The organism is Actinomycetospora sp. (assembly GCF_055612215.1).
Genome location: NZ_JBVPVA010000277.1, coordinates 1 through 15,979 on the forward strand (window position 1 = coordinate 1; position 15,979 = coordinate 15,979).

Consider the following 15,979-nt stretch of genomic DNA (forward strand, 5'->3'; position numbering starts at 1 on the left):
CAGCTGACCGGTCGCGGCGAGCAGGGTCGAGACCTGGACCAGCGTGTCCTTGCCCCCGACGCCCTCGTTCGTCCAGGCCGCCCGGTACCCGGCGGCCTCGAGGCGGCGGGCGGCCTCGACCTGGCGCGCCACCGGCGGCAGGGTGGGGGTGGGGATCGGCAGGTAGACACCGAGCGGGCCCAGTGCCTCGCGAGCATCGATGACAGCGACTGACGTCATGATGTCAGTGTGCGACATCGTCGATGCGGCTTCACTGTGACCGCACGCGGACCGGCAGGCGCGACAGGCCGCGCAGGCTGTTGTTGAGCCGGGGCTCCGGGTCGCCCTCGAGGTGCCAGGAGTCGACCCGGGCGGCCAGAGCCCGGATCAGCGCCTCGCCCTCCATCCGCGCGATCGTCATGCCGGCGCAGACGTGGGCGCCCGCGCCGTAGCCCAGGTTCCCGGCCGTGCGGCGCCGGACGTCGAAGTCCTCGGGCCGGTCCCAGTGGCGCGGGTCCCGGTTGGCGCCCGCGAACAGGACCATCACCTTGCGGCGGGCGGGGATGACGACGTCGTCCCACACGACCTCGGTGGTGGTGGTGCGGAAGAAGCCGGTGACCGGCGACTGGTGCCGGACGACCTCGTCGAAGGCGTTGCGGGCGAGCGAGGGATCGTCTCGGACGAGCTGCCACTGCTCGCGGTGGCGGGCGAAGGCGAGGACCGCGAACGCCAGTCCGCTCACGGTCGTGTCGACGCCCGCGGAGAACAGGGAGCGGACCAGCTGGGTCGCCTGGTCCTCGGTCAGGCCCGCGGCGGCAGCGGCGTCGTGCAGCGCGATGCCGATCGAGCCGGGGCGCAGGGCCTCGCGACGACACTTCTCGGCGATCAGTTCCGGCACGCCCCGGGCGCGCTCCAGTGCCGCCTCGAGGTGCCGGTTGGCCGGTCCGATCGCGTTGAAGGACAGCGACCCGTAGGCCAGCAGCGCGTCCCGTGTGTCGCCCTCGGCGCCGAGCGCGCGGGGGAACACCACCGACGGGAAGGGTTCGGCGAGATCGGCCACCGCGTCGAACCGACCGAGCGCGACGAGGCGGTCCGCCAGCGCCGCCGCCTCGACGTCGAACACCTCCTGGAAGGTCTGCATCGCCCTCGGGCTCATCGTCTTGGCCACGACCGCTCGGTGGGCGGTGTGGGTCGGCGGGTCGACCTCGAGGATGAGGCTGGGCCTGCGCCAGCTGTAGGCGTCGGTGGTCAGGTCGCCCAGCCCGACGCCCGCGGCCGAGGAGAACCGCCGGTGGTCACGCAGGACGGCGTGGACGTCCTGGTGGCGGGCCACGGCCCAGACGTCGTACCGGGGGAGGTACACGACCGGCCCCGTCTCCCGCAGCTCCTCGAGGGCGGGAAACGGGTCGACGAGGAACGCGTCGGCGAAGGGGTCGAGGTCGGACGTCGGCCCGGCGGTGGGAGGCGCGGTGGAGAGCTCCACGGCGGGGCTCAGTAGACCTCGGGCAGCAGGATGTCCGCCGGTGGGTTCTCCGGGCGGTACTTGCCGGCGCGGGCGCCCTCGTGGATGTCGGCCTCGGACAGCCCCTGCTCGCGGGCCTCGACCAGCTTGTCGGCGTCGAACCACTCGCCGATGGGGTTCTCGGCGAACTCCCGCGAGGCCCAGATCCACTCCTTGGACTCGGCCCAGTCGCCGAAGCAGTCGAACTGGATCTCTACGCCGTTGCCCTCCGGGTCGGCGTAGTACATCGACATCGTGATGCCGTGGTCGAGGCACATGAACGGGGTGATGCCGTGGCCGCGCAGCCGGGTGTAGTTGTCGAGCCACTGCCCGAAGGTCGCGTACTCGAACGCGGTGTGGTGCAGGCCCGCGCTGGTCGGCTTGTCGACGGGCCGGTGCACAGCCGGGTGGGCGATGAGCGCGATCCGGTGGTTGGCCTCGTCGTTGGTGAGCCAGGCGGCCGATTCGGCATAGTGCACCGGGTAGAGCCCGCAGACCAGCCCGTACCAGCGGACCATCTCGTCGAGCTTGAGGGTCAGGAACGTCGCGTGGTGCAGCTTCGGCGGGATGATCGGGGCGTCGCGGTGGTCGGGCATCTCTACTCCTCGGTGGAGTTCGTCGGTCGGTCGAGCGTCGCGACCCAGTCGAGGACGGTCGCGGCGTACTGCTTGGGGTCGTGCTCGTGCATCGAGTGCGGCATGTCGGGGAAGGAGCGGTAGTCGACGCGTCCACCGGCGGCGGTCACGATCTCCCGCGCCCGCCGCGCCTGGTCGTCGGACGAGGCTCCGATCAGGCGCCCGGTCTCGGCGTCGACGGTGCGGAAGTGGTGGGTCTGGAGCACCGGGACCCGGACCCGGGCGAGCATCGAGGCGTGGTCGCACGACGCCGTCGCGGCGCCCGAGACGAACGCCCGGCCCCACTCCGGGTCGTACTCGCGCAGGTTCTGGGGCGGCCCGGCCGCGGGGTCGGCCGTCTCGCCCGGCGGGATCATCGCGGCGAGGTTGCGCAGGATCTCGAAGGGCAGCTCGGCGGGCATCGCGCGCATCAGGCCGTCCCAGTGACCGATCGACCACTGGTCGCCCAGCCACTTGTTCCACGCGGCGAAGACCGGACCGATGGCCTGCCCGATGCCCTGGCCGACCGCCGGCGCGATCTCGCAGGCGAACAGCGGTGGGTCCTCCCACACCGCGGCGCGGACCTGGCCGGGCTTCGCGAACGCCGAGAGCCAGGCCGACAGCACCCCGCCGGAGGACAGCCCGCTGACCAGCGTCGGCCGGCCGATGACCAGGTCGATGAAGCGGACGAGGTCGTTGCCGAAGTTGTCGAGCGTGTAGCGACCCGGGGTCCAGGTGGAGCGACCCTGACCGCGCAGGTCGACCGCGTGGACGTGGAAGTGCTCGGCGAGCAGCCCCATCGCGGCCTCGTACCCCCACCAGGACTCGGACTGCGCCGGGATCAGCAGCAGCGCCGGCCGCGACGGGTCGCCGGCCACGGCGTAGTTCATCCGGACCTCGCCGAGGTCGACGAGGTGCTCGTCGAATGCGTGCGGGACGAAGGTGGCGGCGCGCTCGGCAGCCTCGAGGTACGCGGTCATCGGGCGCTCACGAACCGCTGGCGCAGCCCACCGATGCCGGTGCACCAGCTGACGAGCTCGTCGCCCTCGGCGAGGAAGCGCGGCGGGGTCATGCTCGCGCCGATGCCCGAGGGGGTGCCGGTGAAGACGACGTCGCCAGGCAGCAGGGTCACGACGGCGGAGAGCTTCGCGACGAGCGCGGGCACCGAGAAGATCATGGCGGAGGTCCGGCCCTTCTGGACGCTCTCGCCGTTGACCCGGCACCCCAGCTCGAGGTCGTCGGGATCGAGCCCGTCGCCGCGCAGCTCGTCGGCAGTGACGAGGGCGGGACCGACGGGGGAGAACCCGGGGTAGGACTTCCCCATCCCGAACTGCGCGGGCGGTGCCGCGAACTGGGTGACGCGGTCGGAGAGGTCCTGGCCGAGGGTGAGTCCGGCGACGTGGTCCCAGCCGTCGGCCTCGGCGATCCCGTGGCCGCCCGCCCCGATCACGGCGACGAGCTCGACCTCCCAGTCGACGTTGCCGGGCGAGAGCCGGATATCCCCGACCGGTCCTGTGAAGCTCGAGGGGTACTTGGTGAACACGACCGGATCGGTCGGCAGCGCGAAGCCGGACTCGGCGGCGTGGTCGCGGTAGTTCAGCCCGATCCCGAAGACCTGGGGCGGGCGCGGCGTCACCGGGCCGAGCGCGGCGAGGTCGACGCGTGCGGTGTCGGTGAAGGACACCGTCGCCGCCCAGGCCCGGAACTCGTCCCAGCGGGCGTACACGGCCTGCGGGTCGGGGTCGGGCCAACCCGCGCCGGCGGCGTCGATCCCGCGCGGCTCGTCGGGATCGGCGCCTGGTTCGAGCAGCACGAGGCGGCCGTCGAGGTTGGCGATGCGCATGGGGGTGCCTCTTCTCTAGACGAGCGCGGTGACGCCGTCGGTCAGGCCGAGCAGGGCCCGGCCGTAGACCTCGGAGGAGATGGCCGGGCTGATCACGGCGTGGCGGGAGGCGACCTCGGAGTCGCGCCAGATGCGCTGCAGCGGGCTGGCCTCGGCGAAGGAGCCGGCTCCGTGGGCCGAGATCAGCACGCGGATGGCCTCGCGGGCGTTCTCGATCGCCGCCCCGGTGTCCATGCGGACCCGGGCGCGGGCGACGTAGTCGGGGTAGACGCCGTCGGCGGCGGCCTGGTCGATGTCGGCGGCGGCCCGGTAGGCGAACAGGTGGGCGGCGTCGACGAGCGAGGCGGCCTTGGCCACCGCGAGCTGCACGGTCGGTGCCTCGGTCTGGGTGTCGTAGAAGGTGTAGGACACCGAGCGCTTCGGGGCCTTCTCGATCACCAGGTCCAGCGCGGCCTGCGCCAGGCCCAGCTGCGGGCCGGCCAGGACGATCGCCGCGACCGGCACGAACGCCGACCGGTAGAGGGCCTCGTCGGTGTGCTCGGTGGCGTACCGGCCGCCGATGGCCGCCGGGATGGAGAGCACCCGGTGCTCGGGGATGACGATGTCGCGGGCGACGAGGGTGTTCGACCCGGTGCCGCGCATGCCGGCGACGTACCAGGTGTCCTCGATCGTCAGGTCGGTCATCGGGACGAGGGCCAGGCCCTGGTCGACGATCTCCCCGCGGTCGTCGGGAACCGGGAACCCGACGACGGCCCACTGCGCGTGCAGACAGCCCGACGCCCAGCCCCAGGAGCCGGTCACCCGGTAACCTCCGTCGATGCGCGTCGCCTCGGCCGAGGGTGCCAGTACCCCGGCGATGCGGTTGCCGGGCGAGCCCTCCCACACGTCGCGCTGGGCCTGGTCGGGGAAGAGGCCGGCGAAGAAGGCGCAGACGTTCATCAGCGTCGAGGCCCAGGCGGTCGATCCGCAGCCGCGGGCGAGCTCGCGCGAGACCTCGAGCTTCGTCCGGATGTCGGTCTCGAGTCCGCCCAGCCGCTTCGGCCTCATGATCGAGTACAGGCCGGCCTCGTCGATGATCGTGATGTTCTCCTCGACGACCCGGCGCTGCTCCTCGGTGCGGGCCGCGTTGCGGGCGAGGACCGGGACGATCTCCCGGGCCCGACCGACGAGCTCGGCGCGTACGGCACGGGCCTCCTCGGACGTGCCGGGGCGATCGAGCGAGCAACCGGACGTGGACATGGACAGCATCGGGGACCTCCGATCAGGGCCACGTCGGCGTGACCTGCGTCTCGCCTCAGCTAAACTGCTATCTTATAACCTGTCAACGGGTCGTCCTCTGACGACGTGGAGCATCGGGAGGTGGCCGGGTGACGGCTGAGGTGAGCCGGGGGGTTCGCTCCGTCGCGTCGCGCAAGGCCTCGGCGGTGGACCTCGTGCTGCACGAGATCCGTCGCTCGATCCTCAGCGGCGAGCTGCCGCCCGGCGAGCCGTTCACGGTCCCGGCGCTCACTGAGCAGCTCGGCGTGAGCCACGTCCCGGTGCGCGAGGCGCTGCGCCAGCTCGAGGCACAGGGACTGATCACGTTGAGCCCCTCGCGCAGCGCCACCGTCACCCCGCTCGATGCCGACGACCTGCGGGCCATCTACCGGCTGCGCACCACGGTCGAGCCGGAGCTCGCCGCGCTGTCGGCCCCGGGGCGGACCGACGCCGAGATCGACGAGCTCGACGACCTGGTCCGCCGGACCTTCGGCGACGTCCTCGGGGAGGCGTTCTGGGCGCCGCACCGTGCCTTCCACGCGGCGTTGATCGAGCCGGCCGCGAGCGTGTGGGACCGGCGGATGCTCACCCCGCTCTGGGACGCGTCGGAGCGCTACACGCGACTGGTCTTCGATCCGGTCGAGGAGCCCGAGTCCTTCGCCTCGCACCGGGCGCACGCGCACGACGAGCTCGTCGACGCCGCGCGGTCCCGGGACCCGGAGCGGGTACGCGCGGCCGTGCGTGAGCACCTCGAGAACAACCTGTCGACGATGCTCGAGGGCCTGAGCACCGTCGAGAGGTCGCGCCGACGCGCGTGACGCGCGGCCCGGGCCGGCCGTGCCGATCAGCGGGTCGATGACCACCCGGCGACGAGGTCGTCGATGAACTGATCGGTGACGCGTTCCCGTGTGAGGAACCGCTGGAAGATCACCGGCCCGCACAGCCGGGCGTACTCCTCCGGGCCGACCTGCAGACCGGAGGGCTCGAGGAGCTGGTTCAGCGCGCCGCGGATCTGCGCCACGGTGTCGTGGAGGGCCGCGCGACTGGTCGGGTCGTGGTCGGCCTGGGCGATGAGCGCGGTGAGTGGTCCCGCGTTGGAGGGATCGTCCATGTCGTCGCGCAGTCGGCGCAGGAACGCGCCCACGATGTCCTCGGGGGTGCCCGACGCCTCGGGCATGGCGTCCATGGCCTGCTCGAGGACCAGGTCCACGAACAGTCCCTCCCGGGATGGCCAGTGCCGGTACAGCGTCTGGCGGGTGACCCGGGCCCGGGTCGCGAGTTCGCTGTAGGTCACGGCATCCGGCCCCTCGTCGGCGAGCAGGCTGCGGGCGTGACCCAGCACATGGGCCCGGGTCCGGTCGATCCGCGGATCCCGCGCCATCCCGCCCGCTGTCTCCTGCGTCATCCGCCTACCATACGTCAAGCTTTTTATGAAACATGATGTCCTCTAGAGGACAGATTGTATGCTAGTCTCGCGTCATGGTTCGAGCAACAGTCCCCCCGGTCGCCCCAGGCGCCCGCGTCGTCACCGACCCGGAGGGAGTGGACGGTGCCGAGCACTGGTCCGCGTACCTCGAGGGCACGTCGTACGACGTCGACGTCTCGTACATCCACCTGAGCACCACCCGGGTGGACGTCGGACCGCCGCTGCACACGCACCCGTACGCCGAGGTCATCCTGATCCGGCTGGGCCAGGCCGTGTTCACCGTCGGCGACGAGCAATTCCTGGCGCGGGCCGGCCAGACCCTCGTGATCCCGCCCGAGACGCCCCATCGTTTCCGCACCCTCGATTCCGGCCGCTACGAGAGTGTCGCCGTGCATCTGAGCCGCGAATTCGTCAGCACGCTCCTCGAGAACGCCAACGACTTCCGATAGAGCGCAGAGCCGAAGCAGTGAGCAGGCCCGAGAAAGCTCCACGAGAGGACCACCGTCATGAGCGAGCCCGTCACCGTGCTCAACCTGATCGCCATGCCCGCGAAGGCCGCCGACGCCTTCGTCGACGCGTGGCCGGCCAACAGTGCCGCCCTGGCTGAGGCCCCCGGCTTCCGCGGCACCCGCCTGCTCCGCGCGATCTCCCCGGACGACCCGTACCAGGTGGTCAACGTCGCACAATGGGACAGCGTCGAGCAATGGCGAACCGCCCTGTCGGGCGTGCAGTCCGACAGCGAGCGGCGCCGCCTCGCCGAGGCGGCCGGCATCACGCCGCAACACTTCTTCTACCACGTCGTCTCCGTCACGCCCGATCCCGTGGCGTCGAAAGCCGCACCATCGACAACCGTCGTCAGCCCGAGCTGACGTCACGAATGCTCGCCAAGGAGTTCAGATGTCCAGCACGACATATCTCAACCGAACCGACCACCTGCTCGCGCTGATGAAGAGGGGAGACGACGCCTTCAACGCCCACGACTTCCAGGGCATGAACGCGGTCCACCACCCCGACATGATCGCCCACATCACGGGCAACGCCGGGCCGCTGTACGGACGCGCGGCGCACGTCGCGGCCATGGAGCAGTTCTTCCGCATGTTCCCTGATGTCCGCGTCCAGAACGATCCGTATCCCGTCCGGTTCGGGAGCGGTGACTGGATCACGGTGGTCAGCCGGACCACGGGAACCTTCTCCGGCGAGTTGACCCTTCCCGACGGGACCACGGTCCCTCCGACCGGCAAGGCGTTCGACGTCGACTTCGGCCAGACGGTCCGGTGGGCCGGTGACCTGGTCGTCGAGATCTCCGCGTTCTGGGACGCCGCGCTGCAGGCTCGGCAGATCGGCATCGGGTAGGCCGACGGGGTCATCCGGCTGCGGCGCAACCGACACGGTGGACGGTCCGATGCGAGCGGGTCGCCACCGACGCGACGAGATCACAGGGTCGTGCTCGACCAGAACGCCAGCGCCGCGAGCAGGAGGAGCGCACCGTTGAGCCACAGGTCGCGTGTCTCGCCCCGGGACACGTGGAAGGTCCCGGCAAGAAGTTGCAGCACGAGCAGGCCGATCGCCGCCACCGGCGCCAGGGCAGGCGCCACCCCGGTCAGGGGTGGCAGGACAAGGCCGAGAGCGCCCAGCACTTCGACGGCGCCGAGGGCGCGAACGGCGCGCATCGGGACGACGTCGACCCAGGCCATCATGGGTTGCAGTTGCTCGCGGCGCCGAGCCAGCTTGAGGACGCCCGCATAGAGGTAGAACACCGCGAGCATCGCGGCGACGACCCAGTAGACGACGGTCACGACGCGTACTGGTCGGTGATGACGGTGGCGTAGCGGGCCATCAGCGCTTCGAGCTCGTCGGGAGCCGCGTCGCGCAGCTCCCGGAAGTAGTGGGTGTATGCCGCTGGGGTGAAGGTGGTCAGGACGCGGGCGGGTACGCCGCCGGGATTGGCGAAGGTGTGCGGGACCCCGGGCGGCACCATCACCAGCGTTCCGGGTCCGGCGTCGTGGTCGCGGTCGCCGACGGTGAAGCGCAGCAGCCCGGAGATGACGTAGAAGCCTTCGTCGTGGGCAGCGTGGCGGTGCTGCGGGGGCCCAGCCGTGTGCGGGGCCAGCGTGCCCTCGGCGATCCCGAGCCGGTGGCCGGTGGTGCTGCCGTCCTCGAGGATGCGCATCCGCACCGCCGGCCCGATCTGGAGCGACTCGCCGTCGTCGGGTCCGACCACCGAAACCTCTGCCATACCGACCATGCTTGGGCGGCCACCGGCGGGGCGTCCAAGACCTGGTCAGGACGCCCGATGTCCTACGGCTATCGTCCCTGCTCGTGGAGTTGCGCCTGCTGCGGTACTTCGTCACGGTCGTCGACCAGCGGCACTACGGCCGCGCGGCCGCGCAGCTGCACATCGCACAACCGTCGCTCAGCCGCGCCATCAAGCAACTCGAGCGGGACGTCGGGGCGGTCCTGCTGGATCGGTCGCCGGCCGGCGTGAGCGTGACCGCGGCGGGCGCGGCGCTCTACGACGAGGCGCGCACGGTGCTCGGTCAGGTCGAGCACGCTCGAGCGCGGGTGGCGGCGGCCGGCGGTGCGACCACGCTGAGCGTGGGCAGTCTGGCCGGCGCGGTGGACCACGCGGGTTCCTCGTTGGTGACGGCCTTCCGCCGGCGCCACCCCGATGTCGACGTCCGGGTACGCGAGTCCGATTTCACCGACCCCAGCTGCGGTCTCAGGGCAGGCATGGTCGATGTCGCGGTGACCCTCGCGCCCTTCGACACCTCCGGTCTGACCGTTCACGTGCTGCGCTCCGACCCGGTCGCGGTCGTGCTGCGCGCCGACGACGATCTCGCGAGCCGCTCGCAGCTGACGATCGACGACCTCGCCGGTCGGGCGTGGTTCCGGTTCCCCGAGGGCACCGACCCGGTCTGGACGGACTACTGGACCGGCGGCCGCGACGGGCCCGTCGTGCGCACGGCCCACGAGTGCCTTCAAGCGGTGCTGTGGAATCGCAGCGTCGGCCTGATCCCCCTCACCCATGACCTTCCCGACGGCCTCGCCGCGGTGCCCCTGACCGACCATCCCCCATGCCGACTGGTGCTCGCCTGGAACGAGCACGACACCAACCCCCTGGCCCGATCGTTCGCGCACGTCGCCGCGACACTGCCCTGGTGATGCCGAGTTCGGCCGCTGCTCTCCCGATGACCTGAGCGAATGCGCGGTCACTCCCGGGCTGACGTGATGGGCGTGCCGGGTGGCCTGCAGGCGACTAACCTCCGCCCCGTCGACATCGAGGACCGGCCCGAGCCCGGTGGCGTCCCGCGCTACCCGAGCGAATGGACCAGAAGTCCCGACGAGTCCAGCAGGCGAGAGAGGCGGTCCGTCAGTGTCCGAGACGTCCGAGCGGTCCGGGCTGCAGGTCGACGACCACCTGCGAGCGTTCGTCGAGGACGAGCTGCTCGCGCAGGTCGAGCTGACCGGCGAGGAGTTCTGGTCGATCCTGGCCCGCCTGCAGGAGCGGTTCGCGCCGCGGATCGCGACGGCGCTGGCCGAGCGCGACGACCTCCAGGGCAAGATCGACGCCTGGCACGGCGAGCACGGCGCGGGCTCCCGGGACGACTACGAGAAGCTGCTGACCGATCTCGGCTACCGGGCCCCGGAGCCGTCGCGCGTCCCGACGATCGACGTCGACCGGGTCGACCCGGAGATCGCCGAGGTCCCCGGCCCGCAGCTGGTGGTCCCGTCGACGAACGCGCGGTTCTCGCTCAACGCCGCGAACGCCCGCTGGGGCTCGCTGTTCGACGCGTTCTACGGCACCGATGCGCTCCCGCTGGACCACGAGCTCGCGAAGGGCTACGACGAGCAGCGCGGCGCCCAGGTCATCGCGGCCGCCGACGAGCTGCTCGACGAGCTGTTCCCGCTCGAGCGGGGGAGCCACGCCGACGTCACCGCCTACCGCCCCTCCACCGACGGGCTGGCCGCCGACACCGCGGACGGCACGGTCGGCCTCGCCGACCCGTCCGCGTTCGCCGGCTTCAACGCCCCGGACGGCGACGGCAAGGGCAGCGTGCTGCTCGTGCGCCACGGCCTGCACGTCGACCTGGTGATCGACCCGTCGACCCAGGTCGGCGGGCAGCACCACGCGGACGTCAGCGACGTCGTGCTCGAGTCGGCGGTGACCACGATCGTCGACCTCGAGGACTCGGTCGCGACGGTCGACGGCGAGGACAAGGCCCTGGCCTACCGCACGTGGCTCGGGCTGATGACCGGCGACCTGGTCGCGGAGTTCACCAAGGGCGGCGAGACCGTCACCCGGCGGGTCAACCCGGACCGCGAGTACACCGCCCCCGACGGCTCGGCGCTGACGCTGCCGGGCCGCTCGCTGATGCTGGTCCGCACCTGCGGCCACCACATGACCACGAACGCGGTGCTCACCGCGGACGGCGAGGAGGCCAACGAGGGCGTGCTCGACGCGCTCGTGTGCGCCGTCGCCGGTCTGTACGACCTGCGCGGCCTCGGACCGCACACCAACTCCCGCGCCGGGAGCGTCTACGTCGTCAAGCCCAAGCAGCACGGGCCGGAGGAGGTCGCGCTGACCGTCGAGCTGTTCGCGGCGATCGAGGAGGCCCTCGGCCTCGAGGCGAACACGCTCAAGATCGGCATCATGGACGAGGAGAAGCGGACGACGGTCAACCTGTCGGCCTGCATCGGCGCGGCCGCGCACCGCGTCATCTTCGTCAACACCGGGTTCCTCGACCGCACCGGCGACGAGATCCACACCTGCTTCGCCGCCGGGCCGGTGCTGCGCAAGGGCGACATGAAGTCCACGGTCTGGCTGCAGACCTACGAGGACCGCAACGTCGACGTCGCCCTCGCGGCCGGCTTCGAGCACCGTGCCCAGATCGGCAAGGGGATGTGGGCCAAGCCCGCCGCCATGGCCGAGATGCTCGAGCAGAAGATCGGGCACCCGAAGGCGGGCGCGAACACGGCGTGGGTGCCGTCGCCGACCGCCGCGACGCTGCACGCGCTGCACTACCTGCGCGTCGACGTACACGCCGTCCAGGAGGAGCTCTCGAAGCGGGAGACGGCCGACCGACGCCACCTGCTGGAGCTCCCGCTGGGCGACCCGAGCACCCTCTCCGACGACGACGTGCGCCGGGAGCTGGAGACCAACGCCCAGTCGATCCTCGGCTACGTCGTGCGGTGGGTGGGCATGGGCATCGGCTGTTCGACCGTGCCCGACCTCGACGGCGTGGGGCTGATGGAGGACCGCGCGACGCTGCGGATCTCCAGCCAGCTGATCGCGAACTGGCTGGAGCACGGCGTCGTCGACTCCCAGACGGTGCGGGACACGTTCGCGCGCATGGCTGAGCTGGTGGACGAGCAGAACGCGGGCGTGGACGGCTACCCGCCCATGGCGCCCGACCTGGAGGGCAGCGAGTCGTTCCAGGCCGCCCTCGAACTGGTCTTCACGGGCGGGACCGAGTCCAACGGCTACACCGAGCGCCCCCTCACGCAGTGGCGGCGGAAGGCGAAGGCACACGCCTGAGACCGGTCGTGCTCGCTCCGGCAGCGCCGTGACGGGGTGACCGGTAGGCAGCCCGTGCGGGGCCGATTCCGTCTCGACGACGGTTCCGAAAGTGGCTCGTCGGTCCGCGCAGCTGCTCGTAGCGTCGTCCCGTTCGGCGCCGGCCGGGTCGCCGGAGGCGTCGTGTCCTCGGGGACGTCGACCTCGGTGATCGGAGGGCTCAGCGGTGAGTCGTTCGGCGCCCCCGGGGTCGCGTACCCGGGACGACCGTCGGTCCCCTCGGCCGGGGGAGGAGCGCCACGAGCGGTCGATGGACACCCGCCGAGCCATCGTGGTGGCGGCGGCGGAGCGGTTCGCCGTGGTCGGCTATCACGGCGCCCGGCTCAGTGAGATCGTGTCCCTCAGTGGGGTGACCAAAGGCGCGATGTATTTCCACTTCCCGAACAAGGAGGCGGTGGCGGACGCGGTGATCGCCGCGACCGACGAGAGCTTTGCTGCGTTGCTCGCGGATCTCACGGCCCACGAGTGGGATCCGCTCGACACCGTGGTGGTGCTGACCGAACAGGTCGTGGACCGGGTGCGCCACGACCCGGTGGTGCGGGGCGGCGTCCGGCTGCTCAACGATGCCGCCGTGGCGGTCCGCCACGGGGCGGCGCACTACCGGTTCGCCGAACAAAGCGTCGCCGCCCCGCTACGGGAAGCGGCGGCGGCCGGGGCGCTGCGCGAGGGGGTGGACGTGGCGGTGCTGGCCCGCCAGATCGCGACCTTGATGGCCGGCCACAACCTGATCTGTGGACGCAGCGGCACCCTTGGTGAGCTTCCCGCCCGGGTCACGGCCATGTGGGACGCGCTGCTGCCGCTGATCGCCTCCGAGGACTGGCTCGACCAGCACCGCAACCGGGCCTGAGCCCCTCGGACCGTCCGTCGCGGCTGCGATCCCGGCCCCATCACGCGCGCTGACCAGGCGGTCCCCACGGAGGCCGGGCAACCGACCGGCGGGTGGGTGTGGCTCGGCCACCGGTGCCGCGCTGCGGCTTTCGGCGGTTCCATACCGGGCGCCCCGCTCGTATCGTGACTCGCATCGCGAGGATCGCTGCTGGTCCTCGGCTCGCCCCAGACCACGGCGAGCGCCCCACGGCTCGCGGTGTACGGAGCGGGAGTGCCCGATGAGCGAGCCAATGCGCGACAATGCCCGGGGCCAGCCGCTGGTCCGCACCAGCGATGTCGACGACCTGGTGGCGCGGGTCACCGCGATCATGTCGAGTCACACGGTGGCCCCGGCCCGCGCGGGCGGGTTCACCGCCCTGGTCTCCGGGGTGCACACCCCGGGGCTGTCCCTGCTGGAGATGGACTACGGGATGCCGGTGCGGCTGAGCGCCGATCCCCTTCCCGACTACATCGCGGTGTGCCTGCCGTTGACCGGGTCGCTGACCGCGCGCCACCAGGGTCGCCGGCTCGACGCGAGCGCCGGGCGGACGGCGTTGGTGGGGACCCCGGCCTCGGAGCTGGTCATGGACTGGGACGAGGCGCTGCGGCTGCTGGTGCTGCGGGTCGACCTCGGCGCGCTGCGCTCCCTGGCGGCCCGGCTGATCTCCGACGAGCCCGAGGAGCCCGACCTGCACTTCGACCCGGCGATGGACGCCCCGGAGATCACCGCGGCGGCGCTGGGGCAGGCGCGGCTGATGCAGCGCACCCTCGCCGACGCCGGACCGGAGGCGGTGAACCCGTTGGTCGCGGCGCAGTTACGGGAGCAGGTGATGTGCACCCTGCTGCTGGGTCAGCCCAACAGCTGGAGCCCGGCGCTGCGGCACCGTCCTGAACCCGCCCACCGCTCGATCGTCGCCGAGGCGGCGAACCTGATGCGCACCCACCCCGACGAGCCGCTGACCATCGAGAGCGTCGCGCGCACGGTGGGGTTGTCGGTGCGAGCGCTGCATGCGGGGTTCCGCCGTGAGCTCGACCGGTCCCCGAAGCAGTACCTCCAGCAGGTGCGCCTCGAACGCGCGCACGCCGACCTGGCCGCGGCCGCGCCGGGCAGCGGGGTCCGGGTCATCGACGTCGCGCACCGGTGGGGTTTCAGCCACCCCGGCCGCTTCGCCACCACCTACCGACACCACTACGGCGAGGCCCCCGCCGCCACCTTGGCCCGGCCACTGCACTGAGCGTGCAGGCGGCGCGCCGATTCCGCACCGCAGCCCCGGCCGTAAACGGCTCTGGTTCGACACGACGGGTGCCTAGCGTCGTGACCCGCGCCGTCGTGAGCGGGCCGACCCGGCGCACCGCCCAGTTCGCGCGCACACCGGAGAGGAGCGTTTCGCTGATGTCGTCACTGCTGGCCGGGCTCGATCGGGCCGTGGACAACGCCACCCACCCTCTGGACGGTGACAGGACCCGAGACGCGGTCGGGCCCGACCAGTACCGGATCACCGTGCTCGAGCACCAGGTCGAGGGCCTGACCCGCGCGCTGCACAGCCGGGATGTGATCGGGCAGGCCAAGGGCATCCTGATCGCCCACTTCGGCCTCAGCGCCGACGAGGCGTTCAGGTTGCTGTCGCGATGCTCCCAGCACACCAACACGAAGCTCGCCGAGATCGCCTCGGCCTTCGTGGCCCGGGTCCGCGAGCGCGGCCCGGCGCAGCCGGAGCAGTGCCGGGTCGTGACCGAGGTCCTCGAGGGCCTGCTCGCCCGGACCGAGCGCGTGACGTGAACCCATGACGACTACGGAGCGTAGAACCAGCATCACGATCAGCCCGTCTCGAACCTCGACCGACGATGGTGCGTCGACCGACGCACAGGCGCGCGCCGAGCTCGAGGCCACGCTGTCCCGCGAGTACCGTCTCCAGGCCTCGCTGAACCACGCCCTGGGCACCGACGCCCCGGAGCAGGGACTCGCCGAGGTGCTCCACGAGCACCTCCGCCTCGCGGTGGCCGTGGAGGACCCCTTCGGGCGCGTCCTCGCCAACGCGGGTGCCGGGGCGGCCTATCAGCGGTTGACCCGCACCCAGCGCGATCGCCTGCTCGAGGCCGCGCGGCGGTCGTCGGCGCCGCTGCGGACGCGGGACCGGTGGGCGAGTCCGGCCACGGCGCGCGGCGTCCTGCTGGGCGTGGTCGTCGTCCTCGACCCGGAGGGCACCCTCGAGCCCTCCGGCACGGAGGATTCCGGGTTCGGCGCCCGACCCGGAAGCCCCCGGGCCGCCGCGTTGCGAGCGATCGGTGTCGCGACCGGCGCGCTCGCCCTGCACCTGCTCCACCGTCGCCACCTGGCCCGCACCGAGCTACGGCTCCACCACGACCTCGTGGAGACGGTGCTGGCCGAGCCCGCCGGGGACGACCTGCAGGCCGAGATCGACCGCCGGGTCGGGCGCGCGTCGGCGTTGAACCACGACCTCACCGGTCCCCACCGGGTGTTGGCCCTGCGGCCTCGTGACGGGTGCTGGCCCAAGGGCGCGGCCATCAGTGACCTGCTCGAGCGGGCCGCGCGCACCCTCGAGATGCCCTTCCTGGGGACGCTGCAGGGACAGACGGCGATCCTCGTGTGCGGGACACCCGGCTCGTGGCTCGACGGTGAGGGGTCCGCGACGGCTCCGTGGTCGGACGGCGCCGGCCGTGGTGGTCAGCGCGAGGACGACCGGAGCCGGCGGGCCGCGCGATCCGGAGCGTGGTGGCAGGTCGTCCACGACGCCTTCACCCAGGTACTGCCCGACGCCCCCGCCATCGGGGTCGGCGGCTACGTGGAGCACCCCGAACACCTCCCTCGCTCCTACCGCGAGGCCGTGCAGGCCCTCACCGTTCGTCTGCGCCGGGCCGACCCGCCGGGGCTGGTCGCCTTCGAGAACCTCGGCCT

The 15,979-nt window shown here is 72.0% G+C and carries 18 protein-coding genes and 1 pseudogene; 10 read left to right on the forward strand and 9 right to left on the reverse strand.

Going from position 1 to position 15,979, the window contains the following annotated elements; translation table 11 throughout:
• The 6 genes and pseudogenes from AC0CYZ_RS07535 to AC0CYZ_RS07560 all read right to left on the reverse strand — a co-directional run.
• Positions 1-219: pseudogene (locus AC0CYZ_RS07535) on the reverse strand (hypothetical protein); the annotation flags it as partial.
• Between the two features lie 31 nt (positions 220-250).
• The gene (locus AC0CYZ_RS07540) at positions 251-1,462 is read right to left on the reverse strand and encodes a cytochrome P450 (protein WP_472213875.1); all 1,212 of its coding nucleotides are present in this window, start codon (positions 1,460-1,462) and stop codon (positions 251-253) included.
• Positions 1,463-1,470: 8 nt separating this feature from the next.
• Entirely contained in the window at positions 1,471-2,076 is a 606-nt protein-coding gene (locus tag AC0CYZ_RS07545) for a VOC family protein (protein WP_472213878.1), read from the reverse strand.
• 2 nt (positions 2,077-2,078) lie between these two features.
• Entirely contained in the window at positions 2,079-3,074 is a 996-nt protein-coding gene (locus tag AC0CYZ_RS07550; RefSeq protein ID WP_472213880.1) for an alpha/beta fold hydrolase, read from the reverse strand.
• Positions 3,071-3,937 carry a fumarylacetoacetate hydrolase family protein gene (locus AC0CYZ_RS07555; RefSeq protein ID WP_472213882.1) on the reverse strand — a complete coding sequence of 289 codons (867 nt, stop codon included), beginning with the start codon at positions 3,935-3,937 and terminating at the stop codon, positions 3,071-3,073. The genes AC0CYZ_RS07550 and AC0CYZ_RS07555 overlap by 4 nt, the downstream gene beginning before the upstream one ends.
• 15 nt (positions 3,938-3,952) lie before the next feature.
• Entirely contained in the window at positions 3,953-5,176 is a 1,224-nt protein-coding gene (locus AC0CYZ_RS07560; RefSeq protein ID WP_472213884.1) for an acyl-CoA dehydrogenase family protein, read from the reverse strand.
• Positions 5,177-5,304: 128 nt separating this feature from the next.
• Here AC0CYZ_RS07560 and AC0CYZ_RS07565 point away from each other — a divergent pair, with 128 nt between their 5' ends.
• Positions 5,305-6,012, forward strand: a complete 708-nt coding sequence (locus AC0CYZ_RS07565; RefSeq protein WP_472213886.1) for a GntR family transcriptional regulator — start codon at positions 5,305-5,307, stop codon at positions 6,010-6,012.
• A gap of 26 nt (positions 6,013-6,038) precedes the next feature.
• Here the strand turns inward: AC0CYZ_RS07565 and AC0CYZ_RS07570 are convergent, their stop codons facing one another.
• Positions 6,039-6,599: a TetR/AcrR family transcriptional regulator gene (locus AC0CYZ_RS07570; protein WP_472213888.1), complete on the reverse strand. Its 561-nt coding sequence runs from the start codon at positions 6,597-6,599 to the stop codon at positions 6,039-6,041.
• 137 nt (positions 6,600-6,736) lie between these two features.
• Between AC0CYZ_RS07570 and AC0CYZ_RS07575 the strand changes: the two genes are divergently transcribed.
• The 3 genes from AC0CYZ_RS07575 to AC0CYZ_RS07585 are packed head-to-tail and all read left to right on the forward strand — an operon-like array spanning position 6,737 to position 7,973.
• Positions 6,737-7,069: a cupin domain-containing protein gene (locus AC0CYZ_RS07575; protein ID WP_472213890.1), complete on the forward strand. Its 333-nt coding sequence runs from the start codon at positions 6,737-6,739 to the stop codon at positions 7,067-7,069.
• Positions 7,070-7,126: 57 nt separating this feature from the next.
• Positions 7,127-7,489: an antibiotic biosynthesis monooxygenase family protein gene (locus tag AC0CYZ_RS07580; RefSeq protein ID WP_472213892.1), complete on the forward strand. Its 363-nt coding sequence runs from the start codon at positions 7,127-7,129 to the stop codon at positions 7,487-7,489.
• A 28-nt stretch (positions 7,490-7,517) separates the two neighbouring features.
• On the forward strand, positions 7,518-7,973 hold the full coding sequence (locus AC0CYZ_RS07585; RefSeq protein ID WP_472213894.1) for an ester cyclase: 456 nt from the start codon (positions 7,518-7,520) through the stop codon (positions 7,971-7,973).
• A gap of 80 nt (positions 7,974-8,053) precedes the next feature.
• Here AC0CYZ_RS07585 and AC0CYZ_RS07590 read toward each other — a convergent pair whose 3' ends face one another.
• Entirely contained in the window at positions 8,054-8,416 is a 363-nt protein-coding gene (locus AC0CYZ_RS07590) for a DoxX family protein (protein ID WP_472213896.1), read from the reverse strand.
• On the reverse strand, positions 8,413-8,856 hold the full coding sequence (locus AC0CYZ_RS07595) for a cupin domain-containing protein (protein ID WP_472213898.1): 444 nt from the start codon (positions 8,854-8,856) through the stop codon (positions 8,413-8,415). The genes AC0CYZ_RS07590 and AC0CYZ_RS07595 overlap by 4 nt, the downstream gene beginning before the upstream one ends.
• An 83-nt stretch (positions 8,857-8,939) precedes the next feature.
• On the opposite strand from AC0CYZ_RS07595, the gene AC0CYZ_RS07600 reads away from it, so the two are divergent.
• The 6 genes from AC0CYZ_RS07600 to AC0CYZ_RS07625 form a co-directional block, all read left to right on the forward strand.
• Complete coding sequence (locus AC0CYZ_RS07600) at positions 8,940-9,782, forward strand: LysR family transcriptional regulator (RefSeq protein WP_472213900.1); 843 nt, start codon at positions 8,940-8,942, stop codon at positions 9,780-9,782.
• Positions 9,783-9,993: 211 nt separating this feature from the next.
• The gene (locus tag AC0CYZ_RS07605) at positions 9,994-12,156 is read left to right on the forward strand and encodes a malate synthase G (RefSeq protein ID WP_472213902.1); all 2,163 of its coding nucleotides are present in this window, start codon (positions 9,994-9,996) and stop codon (positions 12,154-12,156) included.
• A gap of 289 nt (positions 12,157-12,445) precedes the next feature.
• Positions 12,446-13,042: a ScbR family autoregulator-binding transcription factor gene (locus AC0CYZ_RS07610; protein WP_472213904.1), complete on the forward strand. Its 597-nt coding sequence runs from the start codon at positions 12,446-12,448 to the stop codon at positions 13,040-13,042.
• A gap of 259 nt (positions 13,043-13,301) precedes the next feature.
• A complete protein-coding gene (locus AC0CYZ_RS07615) occupies positions 13,302-14,297 on the forward strand; it encodes an AraC family transcriptional regulator (RefSeq protein WP_472213906.1) in 996 nt (331 codons plus the stop codon).
• Positions 14,298-14,455: 158 nt separating this feature from the next.
• A complete protein-coding gene (locus tag AC0CYZ_RS07620; protein ID WP_472213908.1) occupies positions 14,456-14,842 on the forward strand; it encodes an ANTAR domain-containing protein in 387 nt (128 codons plus the stop codon).
• A 4-nt stretch (positions 14,843-14,846) separates the two neighbouring features.
• Positions 14,847-15,979: PucR family transcriptional regulator (locus AC0CYZ_RS07625; RefSeq protein WP_472213910.1), on the forward strand; the 1,133-nt coding region annotated here is incomplete at its 3' end.

Excerpts from the sequence above, each read along its gene's own strand:
- AC0CYZ_RS07545 (WP_472213878.1), bottom strand. The coding sequence starts at position 2,076 with ATGCCCGACCACCGCGACGCCCCGATCATCCCGCCGAAGCTGCACCAC.
- AC0CYZ_RS07550 (WP_472213880.1), bottom strand. The coding sequence starts at position 3,074 with ATGACCGCGTACCTCGAGGCTGCCGAGCGCGCCGCCACCTTCGTCCCG.
- AC0CYZ_RS07555 (WP_472213882.1), bottom strand. The coding sequence starts at position 3,937 with ATGCGCATCGCCAACCTCGACGGCCGCCTCGTGCTGCTCGAACCAGGC.
- AC0CYZ_RS07560 (WP_472213884.1), bottom strand. The coding sequence starts at position 5,176 with ATGTCCACGTCCGGTTGCTCGCTCGATCGCCCCGGCACGTCCGAGGAG.
- AC0CYZ_RS07570 (WP_472213888.1), bottom strand. The coding sequence starts at position 6,599 with ATGACGCAGGAGACAGCGGGCGGGATGGCGCGGGATCCGCGGATCGAC.
- AC0CYZ_RS07580 (WP_472213892.1), top strand. The coding sequence starts at position 7,127 with ATGAGCGAGCCCGTCACCGTGCTCAACCTGATCGCCATGCCCGCGAAG.
- AC0CYZ_RS07585 (WP_472213894.1), top strand. The coding sequence starts at position 7,518 with ATGTCCAGCACGACATATCTCAACCGAACCGACCACCTGCTCGCGCTG.
- AC0CYZ_RS07595 (WP_472213898.1), bottom strand. The coding sequence starts at position 8,856 with ATGGCAGAGGTTTCGGTGGTCGGACCCGACGACGGCGAGTCGCTCCAG.
- AC0CYZ_RS07610 (WP_472213904.1), top strand. The coding sequence starts at position 12,446 with ATGGACACCCGCCGAGCCATCGTGGTGGCGGCGGCGGAGCGGTTCGCC.
- AC0CYZ_RS07615 (WP_472213906.1), top strand. The coding sequence starts at position 13,302 with ATGAGCGAGCCAATGCGCGACAATGCCCGGGGCCAGCCGCTGGTCCGC.
- AC0CYZ_RS07620 (WP_472213908.1), top strand. The coding sequence starts at position 14,456 with ATGTCGTCACTGCTGGCCGGGCTCGATCGGGCCGTGGACAACGCCACC.